Source organism: uncultured Tenacibaculum sp., from assembly GCF_947499065.1.
Classification (GTDB): Bacteria; Bacteroidota; Bacteroidia; order Flavobacteriales; family Flavobacteriaceae; genus Polaribacter.
Window position 1 is genome coordinate 1 of sequence record NZ_CANMMT010000014.1, and the last position, 18,553, is coordinate 18,553.

An 18,553-nucleotide genomic window follows, 5' to 3' on the forward strand; every position below is an offset into this window, starting at 1 on the left:
CCGCCTAAAGTTACCGTAGCATCATTGTTTCCATCATAAGTCTTACTGTCTGCTGTTACTGAAACCGTTAAGGCTTTAGCTGTAATGTCTGCTGTTAAGCCACTTGGTTGAGTGACTGTATAATTGCCTGCATCCGTTCCTGTTAAAGTATAACTTCCTGTGGTAGCGGTTACTGATATTCCAGTTCCTACATCAACACTTGCAAAATCCCAAACTGTTGGTGAACCTCCAATGCTTACAACATCACCTGCTACAATTCCTACTAATGGGGTTCCGCCTAAAGTTACCGTAGCATCATTGTTTCCATCATAAGTCTTACTGTTTGCTGTTACTGAAACTGTTAAGGCTTTTGGATCTATTGTTAACGTAATATCTTTAGTTCCTGAAGCATATACTCCATTAGCAGCTACAGTAGCCCTTATAGTAACCGTACCTGCATTTCCTATAGACACTACTTGATTATTTGTTCCTAATAAACCAGTACCATTAGGAGCACCAATGATAGAATATGTAATTGCACCTCCAGAATTCGAAGTTGCTCCTAAATTAAAATTAGCATCTCCATAAGTAACTGTTATATCATTAAACGTAATTGTAGGGTCATCATTTGTGATTGTCCCTATAGCTGTAGCCGTTAAAATATTTGCATTAACCGGACTAGATAAAGTCACTGTAAACCCTTCATCTGATTCCACAGTAGTATCTCCACTTACATTCACCGTAATTACTTTACTTGTTTCTGTTGCCGCAAAATTCACAGTACCACTTGGAAAGGCTCCTCCAAAATCAGCCGCTACAGCTGGATTTGCTCCACTACCTGTTACAGCATAATTCACCGACCCAGTCCCACTAGTATCTCCACTACGAGTTACTGTAAAAGTATATGATGTTGAACCTGATGTTCCTTCTACTTTTACGGCATCTGTTGCCGCTATAGCAACAGAAGTATCATCATCAGTAATTGTAACAGTAGATGTAGCATCTGCTACTTGTGGTTCCACTGAAAGATCATCTAAAATTAAACCTAATGTAGCTGTTAATGTTGAAGTAAATAATATTCTAGATGTAGTACCAGTTGCTGTGAAAGAAAATGTACTTGATGTATATCCAAAAGTAGTATTAGTTCTTGTTACAGTAGTGCTATTTAAATTTGTTAAAACTCCACCATTATTATTTTGCGCAGTAACTGTTCCATTAACAGAAGCCGGTGAACCTCCTGCTGTTCTTCTTGATGTTATAAAACTAACATCGTAAGTAGTTCCTATTACCGTTGGAAAATCCTGATACCCTTGAGATAAACAATCTACTTCTAAAACTTGATTCGTACCAACACTTCCTCCATAAACTGTCTCCGCATTTACTTCAAAAGAAAAACTTCCTGTACAATTCGGCGTTCCTGATACTGTAGTCCATCCAGTAGTTCCAGCTTGAAACCCTGCATTTATAATTAAATCTCTAGTAACTTGAACTGTAAAAGACTTGTTAGCTTCTACTGTAGTATCTCCTATAATTGGAATACTAATAGTACCCGTACTACTTCCTGCAGGAATAATTATTCTTGCATTTGCCGCTGGCGCAGTATAATCCACACCCGCTACTGCTGTTCCTGGCACTACGGTATAATACACAGTCGTTCCTCCTGTTGGAGCAGGAGAACTTAATGTTACGGTTATATTAGCATTCGTTGTTCCACTATCTCCTTCAGAAACAGTTGGACTAGACACACTAATTACATCAGAAGTAACTGTTAAGTCCCCAGCAACATAATTGATACTATAATTACTAGGCGTAAAAGTTCCCCCTGTTGCAGAAGAAATTGCAATCGCATTAGTATACACTCCTATGGCATCAGATGCCGCATCACCATCTACATAAGACACTGTAACTGAACCTATCGTTTCACCATTAACTAATCCACTTGAAGTAAAGTCTGTATACCCAGTTCCTCCTGATAAAGTATTCCCAAACTCTTTACTCTGACCTGTAGCTGTAATAGTCAATGCTTTGGGATCTACAGTTACTGTAATTGGTACATTGGCACTTTCACAACCTGTAGTTGAATTTATTAATTTCAATACAGCATTATAAGTTCCTGCATCTGCTGTAGCTGGAACAGTAATAACTATTGGTGACGCAGGCAATGAAGCTGCATTTACATCTGAAAAACCTTCTCCTTGGGCTGTTCCATCAAAATCTATACTATATTGATTAGGACTGTTTGTTACCGCTGTATAACCTAAATCTACAGAAGTATCACCATATGTTGCATTGACTGAACTTGACACAAGGGAAATTGTAGGAGGCAAAGCCCCTGTAACTTGAAGAGATATATTATCTATGTTTACATCTCGACCTGCACCATCTTCAAGCGCTTCCCAAACCAACGCTAATTGGTAATTTGCTGTAGCTCCTACAGTAAAAGAGTACGAGTAATTTGTATTAGAATTAGCTACCTGTGTAGTTCCTGTACCTCCTGGATTAGTAAAAAATGTATGAATCGTTTGAACAATACTATTACTATTATCTAGCAACACCCAAGCGAAATTTACATTTGTTGTACCCGTGTCTTGAAATTGATCTACCGAAAACGTATAATTTGTTCCTGAGTTTAAATTAAACGCTGTATTATTTTTTAAAAGCACATTTCCTGCTTCTAAATTTCCGTCATTATCAACATTAACTTTTAACCTACCTGAAACTCCGCTAGTATATGACATTGGCCCTGTTATAGGACTTGTAGGGTAACTATCCGACCAATTAGTATTTCCATTGGTAAAATCACCATTTACTATTAAGTTACAAGATTGACCATATATATTACTAGAAAAAGTAAATACAAAAAAGACAACAAAAGTAAAAAGCGCTATTATATCAGGTCCTCTACCTTTTATTATCTTTAGATTAAAAGATTTATTTATTAGGGAATATTCTTTTCTCATGTATGTAAGGTTTATTAAATTTTTAAAATGATATTTGAATTAATTGAGTAGAAATAATGTATTTATGTTTTCATATTTATTCGGGATTTTATTACTGTTTATAATTATATTTCATATAAATATTTGTTTGTTTTTGCTATTGACAACATAATTTATAGTAGGTTCAATTTTCTCAAAATGAAGTACAGTTTTATATAGTATCTAAATTTTTAGACACCATTTCACAATATTTTTGTTCCATTACTTCTTTGTAGATTTTTTTATAAAGACACATTAGCTGAAAAGAAATTTTTCTATTCCTTCATTGGATTTAAAAAAAGAAGGTCCTTTTTTTACCTTATTTTGCCTTTTGTAAGCACCAATTTTTGATACTTGTTTTTGAATTGAGTATTTTTTCCCCATACTACATAGTGTTTTTCCTGTATTAAATAGTGTTTTTCTTTTACAGAAAAGTGTTTTTCCTATACAACAAATAGTGTTTATCTAATTCCAATTTCACTAAATATTCTAAACAAAAAACTTATACATATATTAATAATTTAACTTACGTAAAACCTCATCTCTTTCACACATCCCCATAAGCCCCACCACAAACCAAAACCACCCTAAAACAAAGAAAAACAACAATTTAACCTTACCCCTACTTCATAAAACTTCTGTATATATTTATAGCTTTGTAGCAGTATTTAGATTAAAAAACATTACTCTTTAAATGGAGAAAGTTCTTTGACTCTACTTTACTATTTTAAATATAGTTTTTTAGAAGATTTATTTTTTTTATCCATTTTTCAGAGAATCAAAAACGGTTTTTTGGCTAAAATCTATACCCAATATTATTCAAATAAAAGCTGGGCTTTTTGAATACTAGTTTAAACTAATTCTTACTTCGTTGAATAACAAAAAAGTATCGACGAATGGTTTTAAGATTTAAAAACTATTCGCTCCCAAACATTTTTTTGAGAAAAGCATCTCTTCCCCTATTTATCGTATTTCTAAACTAGAGTTACATAAAATGTAAACTAAAAAACCATGTTTATAAAACTCAAAGTAATCCTTTCGGCCTTTAAAAATTGATATAATTTTAACTGAATCATATTTTTCAATATTTTTTCGAAAAAAAAATTAGCATTCAAAAAAAAAACTCAAACTTTTAAAAAACAAACAGTTACAAACCTCAAAAAAACCTCTCGATTTTTACTCTAAAAAAAAAGTGAAAAAAGTTTTTGGCAGTATCAAAAAACGTTCTATATTTGCAGCGCCTTAAAGGAAAAGGCCGATGTAGCTCAGCTGGCTAGAGCAGCTGATTTGTAATCAGCAGGTCGGGGGTTCGAGTCCCTTCATCGGCTCAGAAACAAAAAGCGTTAACTTAAGTTAGCGCTTTTTTTGTTTACATATTTTCCTAAATTTGTCTTGAAAATTTTATCTTAATTAAACTCAATGAAAAATATATTTGTTATCGGTATTGCTGGTGGAACTGGAAGTGGAAAAACTACTGTAGTAAATCAAATAATTAACGAACTTCCACAAGACGAAGTTTGTGTAATCTCGCAAGACTCATACTACAACCAAACCGACAACTTAACATACGATGAGCGTACTAAGATAAATTTTGACCACCCAAGAGCTATTGATTTTGACTTATTAGTTCAACACCTAACAGATTTAAAGAACAATAAAATAATTGAACAACCTGTGTACTCTTTTGTAGCTCACAACAGAACTAAAGACACTATTAAAACACACCCACGCAAGGTTGTAATTATTGAAGGAATCTTAATCTTTAACAGTAAAGAATTAAGAAACCTTTGCGACATTAAAGTTTTTGTACATGCCGATGCAGACGAACGCTTAATTAGACGTGTAAGAAGAGACATAAAAGAGCGTGGTAGGGACATTGATGAAGTTTTAAGCAGATACCAAAGCACCTTAAAACCTATGCATCAACAATTTATTGAACCAACAAAAAATTATGCAGATATTATAATACCTAACGATAGGTATAATACTGTAGCTATAGATATCGTTAGAACAGTAATTAACGACCGTTTATAAGATGAATTTAAAATCACTAAAAAACAAACCATCCTTTAAAATAGCAACTAACATATATGTTATTATCTTAACAATATTTGTTTTCTGGATGCTTTTTTTAGATGAAAATTCATATCTTACCCATAGAGAGTTCAATAAAGAAATCAAGGAACTTGAAACCTGGATTGACTACCACCAAAAAAAAATTAAGAAAGATAAAGAGACAATCGAAAAACTTAAAGATTCTCTTCAACTAGAACGCTATGCTCGTGAAAAATACTTGATGAAGAAAGAGAATGAAGACATATATATTATTGAATTTGATACCATACAGAAATAATGAGTAATTATTTATTTAATGAATTCAACGAAATTAGCCCTGCAGAATGGAAACAAAAAATCCAAGTAGACCTTAAAGGCGCTGATTACAACGAAACACTTCTTTGGAAAACTAACGAAGGAATTACCGTAAAGCCTTTTTATTCAAAAGAAGACCGAACACAATTAAAATCAAACACTTCTAGTGAAGGCTTTAAAGTATGCCAATCTATCTTCGTTGAAGATGAAAAAAAAGCAAATGCTTTCGCTTTAGATTCATTAAATAGAGGTGCTAAATCAATAGAATTTAAAGCTAAGAGTAAATTCAATTATAAAGTTCTACTGGATAAAATCGACATTCAAAACATTGCTATTTATTTCAATTTAAAATTTTTAGAATCAGATTTCATTATTGAATTATCGGATTTTGTCAATTCTAAAAACTGTTATTTCAATATAGATATAATTGGAAACCTTGCTAATTCTGGAAATTGGTTTAGCAACCTAAACAATGATCACAAAGAACTAGAAAGAATTATCTCTTCTACCGACAACTCTATTTGCGTAAATGCTTCAATATATCAAAATGCAGGTGCAAATATTACCCAGCAATTAGCTTATTCGTTAGCCCATGCAAATGAATATTTAAATCACTTCGGAAAAGATATAATCAATAAAATACATTTCAATTTTTCAGTTGGAAGCAACTACTTTTTTGAGATAGCTAAACTAAAAGCTTTTAGAATTCTATGGGATGCTCTTTTAAAAGAATACAATACTGAAAATCAAAAAGCACATATTTACGCTCAACCAAGCTCACGAAACAAAACATTATATGACTATAATGTAAACATGCTACGTACCACCTCAGAATGCATGAGTGCTATACTAGGTGGAGCCAACACGGTTAGCAATATATCTTATGATGATATTTTTCACCACTCAAACGAATTTGGTGAACGAATTTCAAGAAATCAGCTATTAATCTTACAGCAAGAAAGCGAATTAGCTAACGCTCAAAATTATGCCGATGGCGCTTATTATATAGAAGCAATCACACAACAATTAGCACAGAATGCTTTAGTTATTTTTAAGTCGATAGAACAAGGAGGAGGCTTCTTACAACAACTTAAAGAAGGAACTATTCAACGAAAAATAAAAGAATCAGCAGACAACGAACAAGAAAAGTTCGATTCTGGCGAATTAGTTTTACTAGGAACTAACAAAATTCAAAACGAAAAGGATTTAATGAAAAACGATTTAGAATTATTCCCTTTTGTAAAAACTAGAAACGAAAAAACTCTAATACAGCCAATTATTCAAAAAAGATTAGCTGAAAAGTTAGAACAAGAACGATTAAGTAATGAGTAGAAAAGATATATCAAATATAAAACTAGCAGAAAGCCAAGATATAGAAAGCAAAAGCTTCCCTCATGAAAATTTCGTTGCAGGGATTGCTCCAAATTTACGTGGCCCATACTCAACAATGTATGTCCGTAGACCATGGACTATTAGACAATATGCCGGTTTTTCAACAGCTGAAGAAAGTAATGCTTTTTACAGAAGAAATTTAGCCGCTGGACAAAAAGGACTTTCAGTTGCCTTTGACTTAGCAACCCACAGAGGTTACGACTCAGATCACGAACGTGTTCAAGGAGATGTAGGTAAAGCAGGAGTAGCTATAGATTCTGTGGAAGACATGAAGGTTTTATTTGACCAAATACCTTTAGATAAAATGTCGGTTTCTATGACAATGAATGGAGCCGTATTACCTATTCTTGCTTTTTATATTGTTGCTGCAGAAGAACAAGGGGTAGAACCTAAATTACTTACTGGAACTATTCAAAATGATATTCTAAAAGAATTTATGGTCCGTAACACCTATATCTACCCACCTACTCCATCCATGAAAATTATTGCAGATATTTTCAAGTACACTTCTGAAAATATGCCAAAATTCAATTCAATATCTATTTCTGGATACCATATGCAAGAGGCTGGTGCCACAGCAGAAATTGAATTAGCTTACACTTTAGCTGACGGATTAGAATACATCAAAAAAGGATTAGAAGCAGGAATGGATATTGACACCTTCGCTCCTCGCCTTTCTTTTTTCTGGGCCATTGGAATGAATCATTTTATGGAAATCGCAAAAATGCGAGCAGGTAGAATGTTATGGGCTAAGCTAGTAAAACAGTTCAACCCTAAAAACCCAAAATCACTAGCCTTAAGAACACATTGTCAAACAAGTGGGTGGTCTTTAACAGAACAGGACCCATTTAACAATGTAGCAAGAACAACTATTGAGGCTATGGCAGCAGCTTTTGGAGGAACACAAAGCTTACACACCAACGCCTTAGATGAAGCAATAGCACTTCCTACAGATTTCTCTGCTAGAATTGCTCGAAACACACAAATATACTTACAACAGGAAACCAACATTACCAAAACTGTTGATCCTTGGGCTGGTAGTTATCATGTTGAACAATTGACTGAAGAAATCGCAAACAAAGCTTGGGACTTAATTAAAGAAGTTGAAGAGCTAGGCGGAATGACTAAAGCTATTGAAAAAGGTATTCCTAAAATGCGTATCGAAGAAGCCGCTGCTAAAAAACAAGCAAAAATAGACAGTGGTCAAGATGTAATTGTTGGTGTAAATAAATACCAACTAGAACAAGAAGACCCTTTACATATTTTAGAGGTAGATAATGAAGCTGTAAGACAATCTCAAGTTGATAGGCTAAACGATTTAAAAGCTAAAAGAAATCAAACAGAAGTTGATGAGATTTTAACTAAATTAACCGAATGTGCTAAAACTGGCGAAGGTAATTTATTAGATTTAGCTGTAAAGGCTGCTAGAAAACGAGCTACTTTAGGTGAAATTTCCGATGCAATGGAAAGTATTTTCGGGCGTCATAAAGCAGTTCACAAAACCATATCAGGCGTGTACAGTAAAGAAATAAAAGACGACAAATTATTTAAAAAAGCAACTGAACTAGCTGATCAATTTGCTGAATTAGAAGGTAGGCGACCTCGAATTATGATTGCCAAATTAGGGCAAGATGGACATGATCGTGGAGCAAAAGTAGTAGCTACAGGATATGCCGACTTAGGTTTTGACGTAGATATAGGACCTCTTTTTCAAACCCCAATCGAAGCAACTAAACAAGCCATTGAAAACGATGTTCATATTTTAGGAATATCTTCATTAGCAGCGGGTCATAAAACATTAGTACCACAAGTTATTGCTGAACTTAAAAAATATGGACGTGAAGATATAATGGTTATTGTTGGAGGAGTAATTCCTGCACAAGACTACCAGTTCTTATTTGATGCTGGTGCAGTAGGTGTTTTTGGACCTGGAACCAAAATAGCACAAGCAGCTATTGACATGTTAACTATTTTAATTGACAGTATAGAAGAATAAAGCCATGCAAATAAAATTCATTGATAGAGAATCTGGTAACACAATTATAGAAACTCCTCCTGGAGAAGCTTTCCTAAAACTATTATACAATAACCCATTCGGTAAAATGGCTATTTTACCTATAGCTAAACGTAAGTTTTTATCTTCTTGGTATGGTAAAAAAATGAACAAACCTAAGTCTACAAAAAAAATAGAAAGTTTTGTAGCACAGCTAGGTATTGATATAAACGAAGCCGAAAAATCTATTTCTGAGTTTACTTCTTTCAATGATTTCTTTTACAGAAAATTAAAACCCAATGCCAGACCGATAAACCCTGACTTTGTCTCTCCAGGTGATGGAAAAATGTTGGCCTTTGAAAACATTTCTGATATCCACAATTTCTTTGTAAAAGGTAGAAAATTTACACTTAAAGAATTTTTAGGCAACGAAGAATTAGCAGAAAAACACAAAAATTCTTCTTTGATCATCTTAAGATTAGCCCCTAATGATTATCACAGATATCATTTTCCTCTTGATGGAGTTCCTTCAGAAATGACAAAAATAAAAGGTGATTATTTTTCTGTTTCTCCATATGCCTTAGCTTCTAATTTCACAAAGGTTTTTTGCGAAAATAAACGTGAATATTGTATTTTATCAACAGAAGAAAAAGGAGACATCGTCATAGCACCAGTTGGAGCAACAATGGTAGGAAGTATTATTGAAACTTACACTGCAAACACTCCTATAAAAAAGGGTGACGAAATGGGATATTTTGCTTTTGGAGGCTCAACTATTGTTCTTTTAGTAAACAAAGAAAAATTAGCTATAGATCAAGACATTATAGAAAACACAAAAAATCGTATTGAGACTTTTGTTAAAATGGGAGAAACAATAGGAAAGTAATCTATTTACTTTAACACTCCTTTGCCCTTAAAAATGATTGAAATCATAATTTTATTACAGCTTTAATCCGTAAATTTGCGAAGTTTTATATTTATCAGATTTACAGATGAAAAAAGTTCTTAATATTCTTTACTCAACTCGCCTGATGGCCGTGTTGTTTTTTGCTATTTCAATTGCCATGGGAGTTGCTACTTTTATAGAAAACGATTATGGTACTCAAACCTCAAAAGCTTTAGTTTACAACACTTGGTGGTTTGAATTAATTATGATTTTTTTCACTATCAATTTCTTTGGTAATATTTTCAGATACAAATTATACAAAAAAGAAAAGTGGTCTGTTTTATTATTTCACGTAGCTTTCTTATTTATTTTAATTGGAGCTGGAATTACCCGTTATATCAGTTATGAAGGTTTAATGATTATTGACGAAGGAGAAACGACAAATACTTTTTTCTCAGACATCAATTACCTTAACGTAATTATAGACGACAATCAGTTTCAAAAAGAAACAAACAACAAACTTTTATTATCAGCTTGGGGAAGTAATTCCGCTAGTTTTACAGAGTATTTCCAACCTAAAAAAGATGGTAAAAACCATCAAATAGACTTTAAACTTGTTGATTACATTCCTTGGGTAGAAAAGAAATTTATCGAGGATGATAACGGAGTAGAACACATCAAATTTGTTGAGAGTTCTAGTGGAAGTAGACATGAACACTATATTAAACGTGGCCAAATTCAAAATATTCACAATATTTTAGTTGGTTTTGACGCCAAGGATGGAAATGCTAATATTAATATTTTTAAAAGAAATGATTCTTTAAAAATAATTACAAAATCTGCAGGTAACTACCAAGTAATGGCTACTCAACAAAAAGGTTTTGTAAAACAAGATACTATTCAAGACTTTAAACTACGTTCACTTTACAATGTTTCTGGTTTACCTTTTGTAGTTCCTCAGTACCCTACTAAAGGAGACATTAAAACTGTTAGAGGAAAAAAAGACAATAAAAAATACGACATGGTTATTTTTGATGTAACTACAGATGGAAAAACTGAACGTATCGAATTAACAGGGGGACAGTTTAATGTAGACGGGCAAAAGCAATTTAAAATTGGAGATTTAAATTTTAGAGCTTGGTATGGTGCTAAACAGCGTGTAACTCCTTTCAGTATAAAACTAAATGATTTTCAGTTAGAAAAATATCCTGGTTCAGAAAACGCAGCTTCTTTTGCTAGTGAAATTACTGTTTTTGATAAAGATGAAACTTTTGATTTTAGAATTTTTATGAATAATATTTTACACTATAAAGGATATCGTTTATTTCAATCAAGTTACTTAAATGCTGGTGAAAAAATTGAACAAACTCACCTTTCTATAAATCACGATTCTTGGGGTACAACTGTAACTTATATTGGTTATTTCCTATTATTTTTTGGTTTAATCGCTTCTTTATTTGTGAAAAACACTCGTTTTTACGATTTAAAAAAATCGTTAGAAAAAATACGAACTAAAAAAGCTACACTTTCAATTATACTATTATTAATTAGTTCTATAGCTTTTTCTCAACACAACACACATAAGCCAAAAGAATTATCAGAAACTCAAATTGATTCCATATTACAAAAATCAATAGTTGACAAAAAACATGCTGATTTATTTAGTCAATTAGTAATACAAGACGCAGGTGGAAGAATGAAACCTGCCCATACTTTTGCTTCTGAATTAGTACGAAAAGTTGCACACACAGATAATTTTAAAGGTTTAACTCCTAGTCAAATTTTAGTTTCTATAACTGAAGCTCCTATGTTTTGGTTAAATGTTCCTTTTATTTATTTAGAAATAGGAAATACGCAAATTCGTGAAGTTCTAGGCCTACCTAAAGATACTAAATATGCTCGTTTTATTGATTTTTACGACGAAAATGGAACTTCAAAAATTAGTCATTTAGTAATTGAAGCTCAGAAAAAAAGAATACAAAGTAAATTAGAACAAGACGCTATAAAAATAGAGCGTAGAGTTTGGTTACTATCTCAGGCTTTAGGTGGTGGTATTTTAAGAATATACCCAATTCCAAATGATGAAAATAATAAATGGGTATCGCAACCTGAAACTTCACAAGCCAATTTTAGAGGAACTGACTCTGTATTTGTTCGTCAATCATTACCTGTATATTTTCAATTATTACAAGCTTCTAAAAAAACAGGAGATTACACAGAAACTAATAAAATTTTAGATGGGATTAAAAAGTTCCAGAGAAAATTTGGTTCAAAAGTAATTCCTACTCAAGATAAAATACAATTGGAAATCGCTTACAATAAAGCTAATATTTTTGTAAAGCTGGCTAAATACTACGGATATGTTAGTTTACTAATGATTATATTCGTTTTCTTCCAAATATTCAATAATAAGCCTTGGATTAATTATGCCATAAAAGTTTTTATAGGAATAATAATCATTCTTTTTATTACGCATGTATTAGGTTTAGCTGCGCGATGGTATATTAGTGGTAATGCTCCTTGGAGTAACGCATATGAAACCATAATCTTTGTAGGATTAGCTTCTATGTTTTTTGGCTTAATTTTAGGTAAGAAATCCTCTTTAACCATTGCGGCTACCACATTTTTAACTGCTATCATATTATCTTTTGCTCATCAAAACTGGCTAGATCCTGAAATTGCTAACTTAGTACCTGTATTAAACTCGTGGTGGTTATATGTACATGTTTCTATTATTGTTTCTGGTTATGGGCCTTTTGCCTTAGGTATGATTTTAGGTATATTTTCTTTATTCTTAATCATTTTTACAAATGAAAAAAACAAAAAGAAGATGAAGTTACACCTAAATGAGCTTACAACCATAAATGAAATGGCCATAACTGTTGGTTTAGTCTTATTCACTGTTGGTAATTTTTTAGGTGGAATGTGGGCAAATGAAAGTTGGGGACGTTACTGGGGATGGGACCCAAAAGAAACTTGGGCTTTAATATCAATTATGATATATGCGTTTGTATTGCATATGCGTTTAATCCCTGGGTTACGTAGCAAATATACATTTAATCTATGGTCAATTATTGCATTTGCTTCTGTTATGATGACATACTTTGGAGTTAATTTTTACCTATCAGGATTACATTCTTATGCAAGTGGAGATAAAGTAATTACTCCAAATTCAGTATACTATTCTGTATCTTTTGTCTTTATCATTGGTTTAATTGCATGGTTTAAACACAAGAAGTTTTACAAAAAATAATTATAAATAAATAAGAATAACGTACTTTTGCGCGTTGTTAAAAAAAAGAAATTATGTTCAATAAAAATATAAAATTAGTTTTAGCTGGATTAACTGTTATTTGGTCAGTATATGAATTTACTCAAGGCCACATAATGAATGGTATATCTATATTACTATTAGCAGGGATATTCATCTTATTTTATTTTAAAAACGAATTTATTTTATTAGCCTTTCTAAAATTAAGAAAGCAAGATTTTGAAGGAGCTAAGAAATGGCTTAGTTATATTAAAAATCCTTCAAGTGCATTAATTAAAAAGCAAGAAGGATACTTCAATTATCTTCATGGTATTATGCTTTCTCAAACAAATATTACTCAAGCAGAAAAATTTTTAAGAAAAGCCGTAAAGTTAGGACTAGCAATGGATCATGACTTAGCAATGGCTAAACTACAATTAGCTGGTATTGCTATGACTAAACGTAGAAAACGTGAAGCTACAAATTTAATGGCTGAAGCTAAAAAACTTGACAAGCATGGTATGCTAAAAGAGCAAATGCAAATGATGAAACAACAAATGAAAAAGATTTAATTTTTTATTTTTTGTACTTTTAACGTCTAACAATTAATCGATGGTAAGAAAATTAGTTTTAAAAGCCTTTGAGAAATACGCTTCTCGATGGGTTGTATTAATTATAGATATTCTATTAGTATGCATATCCTTTTTGTTAGCATATACCGTTCGTTTTAATGCTAGTTTAAATTTCGATGTTCATAATTTATATTATCAACTTCCATTTATAGCCATTATATCCCTTGTAAGTTTTCTTATTGTTGGATCCTACAGAGGGATTATTAGACATACAGGAACTAGAGATGCTTTTAACGTTTTTGTTGGCGTTACACTACTTTCAATGATTACAATCAGTGTTGTTTTAATAAATAACACTTTTAAGATTTTCCCTAGTTTTACAATACCTAAATCAATTGTCATAATTCATTATTTGATTTCTGTCTTAATTTTAGTTGTTAGTCGTTATGTATTTAAAGCTTTTTTTGAAATTATTTCTACAGAATTAGATACTATTACAAACGTATTAATTTATGGAGCTGGAGATTCTGGTTTAATTACATATGGTGCTTTAAATAGAGATACTAAAAACAAGTATGAAATAATAGGCTTTGTTGATGACGATGAAAAAAAAGTTGGAAAAAAAATCAATAGAATTAAGATTTTTGAAGGTAAAAGAATAGACCAAAATTTCATTGAGACTAAACAAATTGATGAAATTATTATTTCTATACAAAATGCTAAGCCTGAAAAATTACTGTATTTAACTGATTCTTTATTAGCGTTAGGTGTTAAAGTTAAAATTGTTCCACCTCTTTCAAAATGGATAGATGGTGATTTAGAAGCTAATCAAATAAAAAGTGTAAAAATAGAGGATTTACTTGATAGAAAACCTATATCAATAGATAACCCAATTGTTAAAAGAGAAGTTAGTTATAAAACAATCTTGGTTACAGGCGCAGCTGGTTCTATTGGCTCTGAAATTTCAAGGCAATTAAGCTCTTATGAATTAAAACACTTAATTTTAATAGACCAGGCGGAATCTGCACTATATGATTTACAACAAGAGTTAATACAAAAAGGCAAAAATAGCTTTACCTCTATCGTAGCAGATGTAAGAGATGAAAAAAGGATGTCTGAGATATTTGAGCAATATAAGCCTCAAAAAGTTTTTCATGCTGCTGCATACAAACATGTTCCTTTAATGGAGTTAAGTCCATATGAAGCTGTAAAAATAAATATAGGCGGAACAAAAAACATAGCTGATTTAGCAATAAAAAATAACGTTGAACGTTTTGTAATGGTTTCTACAGATAAAGCAGTAAACCCTACTAATGTTATGGGAGCTTCAAAAAGAGTAGCTGAAATGTATATTAGTTGTTTAAGTAAAATTAACAACCATAATACTAAATTTACGACTACTCGTTTCGGAAATGTTTTAGGTTCAAATGGTTCTGTTATACCTCTTTTCAAAAAACAAATTGAAAACGGTGGCCCTTTAACTGTTACTCATAAAGATATTACACGTTATTTTATGACAATACCTGAGGCTTGTCGTTTAGTATTAGAAGCAGGCACTATGGGTAATGGTGGAGAAATTTATATCTTCGACATGGGACAATCTGTTAAGATATTTGATATGGCCAAAAGGATGATTCATTTATCTGGATTAAAGTACCCTGAAGATATTGATATAAAAATAACTGGACTTCGACCTGGAGAAAAGTTATATGAAGAATTATTAGCTAACGGGGAAAACACATCGCCTACTTATCATGAAAAAATCATGATTGCTAAGAATCAAAAGTTAGATTTTGAATTCATAAAAGATAAAATCATTGAATTATGTATCGCTAATAAAAATCATAACAATCAAAAAACAGTACAATTAATAAAAGAAATTGTACCAGAATATAAATCAAATAACTCTGTCTATGAAAAATTAGATATTGTTAGAAAAAATTAAATTAGTACTTTCGCAAAAAAAATTTCACCTATGCCTAAAGTTATAAAAATATTGTTAGCTATTTTCATGCTAACAATTACTTCATGTGTTTCAAAAAAGAAAATTGTTTATTTTCAAAACCATGAAGAAAATCAATCTTTAATAAATAACAAATACAAAATAACTTTTAAACCTAGTGACTTAATTCAAATAAACATTTCGGCATTAGATTTAGAAGCTGTAAAACCTTTCAACCTAGCTGCAGTAACATATACAACTACTACAAATAATTTAGCAGCTCCCCCTCAACAACAATCATACATTATTGATCAAGAAGGCTTTATAGAGTTCCCTGTTTTAGGAAAGATAAAAATTGGTGGTTTAACTAGAACAGAAGCAATTAATCTTCTAAAAGAAAAACTATCTCCTGATTATATAAAAAATCCTACAATTAACATAAAAATTTCCAATTTTTCAGTTACTGTTTTAGGAGATGTAAAAAAACCAGGTAAATTTATTATACCCAATGAAAGAGTTTCAGTTCTTGAAGCTGTAGGTTTAGCTGGTGATTTGAATATATCTGGAATAAGGAATATTGAAGTTAAAAGAGAAGAAAATAATAAGATAACAACTTACAAATTAGATTTACGATCTAATAATATTTTCACTTCTCCTGCTTATTATTTACAACAAAACGATATTGTATATGTCAAACCTAATAAAGCAGCTTCTCAATCTGCATCTTATAATCAGAATACTGGTTTATTTATATCAATAGGTTCTGTTATTATTTCTCTAATTTCTATTCTAACAAGGTAAACAAACATGAATAACGAACAATATTCTTCTCAAATTTCAGATAACGATACAATTAATATTAGGGCTGAATTGGAAAAATACTTAATTCATTGGAAATGGTTTATTTTAGGTATTATAATTTCAATTTCAGTAGCTTTTTTATACCTAAGATACAGTACTCCTAAATACATTACAACTTCAACAATTTTAATTAAAAATGATAAAAAAGGTGGTGTTTCTGATGAACTTGCTGCCTTTGGAGATCTTGGTATTATTGGTAGTTCAAACAAAAACATTGATAATGAAATTGAGATTATTAAATCTAGAAAACTTATTAATAGTGTTATAAAAAAATTAAACTTAAACCTTAAGTATATTACGGAAGGGAGAATCAAAAAATCTGAAATTTATAAAAAAACACCTATTTCCTTTGTTTCAGGTGACTCCTTGTCAACTAAATTAAATAAAATAGATACTATATTGAATATCAAAATCTTATCTGTTAATAATTTTAAATTATATGATGAAAATGGTAATTTTATTTCAGAAAATTCATTTAATAGAATTATTGAAAATAATCAACTTGGTAATTTTAAAATAATAAAAAATAATAAATTCTTCAATAAATTTTTAGGAAAAAAAATAAAAGTAATTATCAACTCGTTAGATAAAACTATTGATTACTATCGAAAGAACATAAAGGTTTCTCCGATAAACAAAAGATCAAGCGTAGTTAAATTATCTTTACAATCAATAATTAAAGAAAAGGCAGAAAACATATTGGATGAATTAATTGTTCAGTATAACAATGATGCTATTCTAGATAAAAAGCAAGTTTCAGAAAAAACCAATGACTTTATTATTGACCGCTTAAATAATGTAGGTAAAGAATTGGCTGGAATTGATGATAAGGTACAAATATTTAAAAGTAAAAATAATATTGCTGACATCGAAACTGAAGCTAAATTAACTTTAGAAACAAAAACATTGAACCGTCAAAACTTAATTCATGCATCTACTGAATTAAGTCTAGCTAAATCATTAAGCGAAGAATTACTAAACAATGAATATCTTCCAGCTAACTTGGGATTAACTGATGCTAACATCGGTAAATCTATTACTGAATATAACCTATTAATATCACAGTTAAAACGTTTAGAAAAAAGTGCTGGTGAAAAAAACACTGTTTTAATAGAAGTTCAAAATAATATTTCTTCCTTAAAGAGTTCATTAAAAAGAAGCCTTGAAAACACCATTAAGTCACTTCAAATTAAAGTAAATAGTTTACAACGTGAATCTAGTAGATTTAATTCTAAAATATCTTCTATACCTACTAAAGAAAGAGAATTTTTAGATATTGCTCGTCAACAAGAAATTATTGCTGGCTTGTATACTTATTTATTAAAGAAAAAGGAAGAAACTGCTATATCTTTAACAGCTACAGCTATACCTAACGCTAAAATAATAGATAAAGCTTATGCTTCGGACATTCCTGTAAGTCCTAACAAAAAAACAATATATTTAGCATCTCTTATATTTGGGTTAATAATTCCTATTGTAATAATATACTTAAGAGATCTTTTAGACACTAAAGTTCATACTAAAAAAGATATCGAAGAACACACTTCAATTCCTTATTTAGGAGACATACCACATTCTGTTACTAAAGAAAAAATTGTTATTAATTCAAGTGCTCGTTCAAGTACAGCTGAAGCTTTCAGATTAATTAGAACAAACTTAGACTTTATGTTAACTCAGAAAACGGAAGGTAAAGGAAATACTATATTCGTTACTTCTACTACTAGTGGTGAAGGTAAATCATTCACATCTATAAATCTAGCAGCCTCTTTATCTTTATCTGGTAAAAAAGTTATTCTAGTAGGAATGGATTTAAGAGCTCCTAAAATCACAGAGTATCTTGAAATTCCTGATAGAAAAGGTATTACTAACTTTTTAACTAACAATAGTATTACCTTAGACTCTTTAAAGTTTTCTATTGATGAAATTCCTAGTTTAGATATTATTGCTTCTGGAGCTATCCCTCCAAATCCTGCAGAATTATTAATGTCTAAAAAGATTGGGGATATTTTCACAGAGTTAGAAGAAAAATATGACTATGTTATTATTGATACTGCCCCTGTTAACTTAGTGACAGATACTATGCTTATTTCAAAACATGCAGATTTAGTGTTATATGTTACAAGAGCTAATTATTTGGATAAACGTATGTTAATAGTTCCTCAAACTTTATACAGAGATAAAAAACTTCCTAACTTAGCTATTATTTTAAATGATGTTGATTTAAAACGTGGTTACGGTTACGGTTATGGTTATGGATACGGTTATGGTATCCCTGAAGATGTAGATTTACCTTGGTATAAAAGAATCTTTAGTTAATCATTATAAATATA

The 18,553-nt window shown here is 31.0% G+C and carries 11 protein-coding genes and 1 tRNA gene; 11 read left to right on the plus strand and 1 reads right to left on the minus strand.

Annotated features, from left to right (window positions below; all coding sequences use genetic code 11):
- Window positions 1-2,939 (minus strand): Calx-beta domain-containing protein (locus Q0958_RS17650; RefSeq protein ID WP_299125577.1); only part of this gene is annotated, 2,939 nt, incomplete at its 3' end.
- A gap of 1,272 nt (window positions 2,940-4,211) precedes the next feature.
- On the opposite strand from Q0958_RS17650, the gene Q0958_RS17655 reads away from it, so the two are divergent.
- The 11 genes from Q0958_RS17655 to Q0958_RS17705 all read left to right on the plus strand — a co-directional run bounded on the left by Q0958_RS17655 (window position 4,212) and on the right by Q0958_RS17705 (window position 18,539).
- A tRNA-Thr gene (locus Q0958_RS17655) sits at window positions 4,212-4,285 on the plus strand.
- 100 nt (window positions 4,286-4,385) lie between these two features.
- Window positions 4,386-4,991 carry a uridine kinase gene (gene udk / locus Q0958_RS17660; protein ID WP_150901394.1) on the plus strand — a complete coding sequence of 202 codons (606 nt, stop codon included), beginning with the start codon at window positions 4,386-4,388 and terminating at the stop codon, window positions 4,989-4,991.
- Between the two features lies 1 nt (window position 4,992).
- Window positions 4,993-5,310: a septum formation initiator family protein gene (locus tag Q0958_RS17665; RefSeq protein WP_150901388.1), complete on the plus strand. Its 318-nt coding sequence runs from the start codon at window positions 4,993-4,995 to the stop codon at window positions 5,308-5,310.
- A complete protein-coding gene (locus Q0958_RS17670; protein ID WP_299125578.1) occupies window positions 5,310-6,659 on the plus strand; it encodes a methylmalonyl-CoA mutase subunit beta in 1,350 nt (449 codons plus the stop codon). The genes Q0958_RS17665 and Q0958_RS17670 overlap by 1 nt, the downstream gene beginning before the upstream one ends.
- Window positions 6,652-8,715 (plus strand): methylmalonyl-CoA mutase, encoded by a 2,064-nt coding sequence (gene scpA / locus Q0958_RS17675; RefSeq protein WP_299125580.1) that lies wholly within the window; start codon window positions 6,652-6,654, stop codon window positions 8,713-8,715. The genes Q0958_RS17670 and scpA overlap by 8 nt, the downstream gene beginning before the upstream one ends.
- A 4-nt stretch (window positions 8,716-8,719) precedes the next feature.
- Entirely contained in the window at window positions 8,720-9,598 is an 879-nt protein-coding gene (locus Q0958_RS17680; protein ID WP_299125583.1) for a phosphatidylserine decarboxylase, read from the plus strand.
- Between the two features lie 106 nt (window positions 9,599-9,704).
- Window positions 9,705-12,851: a cytochrome c biogenesis protein CcsA gene (gene ccsA, locus Q0958_RS17685; RefSeq protein WP_299125586.1), complete on the plus strand. Its 3,147-nt coding sequence runs from the start codon at window positions 9,705-9,707 to the stop codon at window positions 12,849-12,851.
- Window positions 12,852-12,904: 53 nt separating this feature from the next.
- Window positions 12,905-13,420: a DUF2892 domain-containing protein gene (locus Q0958_RS17690; RefSeq protein ID WP_150901383.1), complete on the plus strand. Its 516-nt coding sequence runs from the start codon at window positions 12,905-12,907 to the stop codon at window positions 13,418-13,420.
- Between the two features lie 40 nt (window positions 13,421-13,460).
- The gene (locus Q0958_RS17695) at window positions 13,461-15,365 is read left to right on the plus strand and encodes a nucleoside-diphosphate sugar epimerase/dehydratase (RefSeq protein ID WP_299125589.1); all 1,905 of its coding nucleotides are present in this window, start codon (window positions 13,461-13,463) and stop codon (window positions 15,363-15,365) included.
- A gap of 30 nt (window positions 15,366-15,395) precedes the next feature.
- Window positions 15,396-16,163, plus strand: a complete 768-nt coding sequence (locus Q0958_RS17700; RefSeq protein WP_299125592.1) for a polysaccharide biosynthesis/export family protein — start codon at window positions 15,396-15,398, stop codon at window positions 16,161-16,163.
- Between the two features lie 6 nt (window positions 16,164-16,169).
- Entirely contained in the window at window positions 16,170-18,539 is a 2,370-nt protein-coding gene (locus tag Q0958_RS17705; protein WP_299125595.1) for a tyrosine-protein kinase, read from the plus strand.
- Window positions 18,540-18,553: the final 14 nt, after the last annotated feature.

Excerpts from the sequence above, each read along its gene's own strand:
- Q0958_RS17665 (WP_150901388.1), top strand. The coding sequence starts at position 4,993 with ATGAATTTAAAATCACTAAAAAACAAACCATCCTTTAAAATAGCAACT.
- Q0958_RS17670 (WP_299125578.1), top strand. The coding sequence starts at position 5,310 with ATGAGTAATTATTTATTTAATGAATTCAACGAAATTAGCCCTGCAGAA.
- scpA (WP_299125580.1), top strand. The coding sequence starts at position 6,652 with ATGAGTAGAAAAGATATATCAAATATAAAACTAGCAGAAAGCCAAGAT.
- Q0958_RS17680 (WP_299125583.1), top strand. The coding sequence starts at position 8,720 with ATGCAAATAAAATTCATTGATAGAGAATCTGGTAACACAATTATAGAA.
- ccsA (WP_299125586.1), top strand. The coding sequence starts at position 9,705 with ATGAAAAAAGTTCTTAATATTCTTTACTCAACTCGCCTGATGGCCGTG.
- Q0958_RS17690 (WP_150901383.1), top strand. The coding sequence starts at position 12,905 with ATGTTCAATAAAAATATAAAATTAGTTTTAGCTGGATTAACTGTTATT.
- Q0958_RS17695 (WP_299125589.1), top strand. The coding sequence starts at position 13,461 with ATGGTAAGAAAATTAGTTTTAAAAGCCTTTGAGAAATACGCTTCTCGA.
- Q0958_RS17700 (WP_299125592.1), top strand. The coding sequence starts at position 15,396 with ATGCCTAAAGTTATAAAAATATTGTTAGCTATTTTCATGCTAACAATT.
- Q0958_RS17705 (WP_299125595.1), top strand. The coding sequence starts at position 16,170 with ATGAATAACGAACAATATTCTTCTCAAATTTCAGATAACGATACAATT.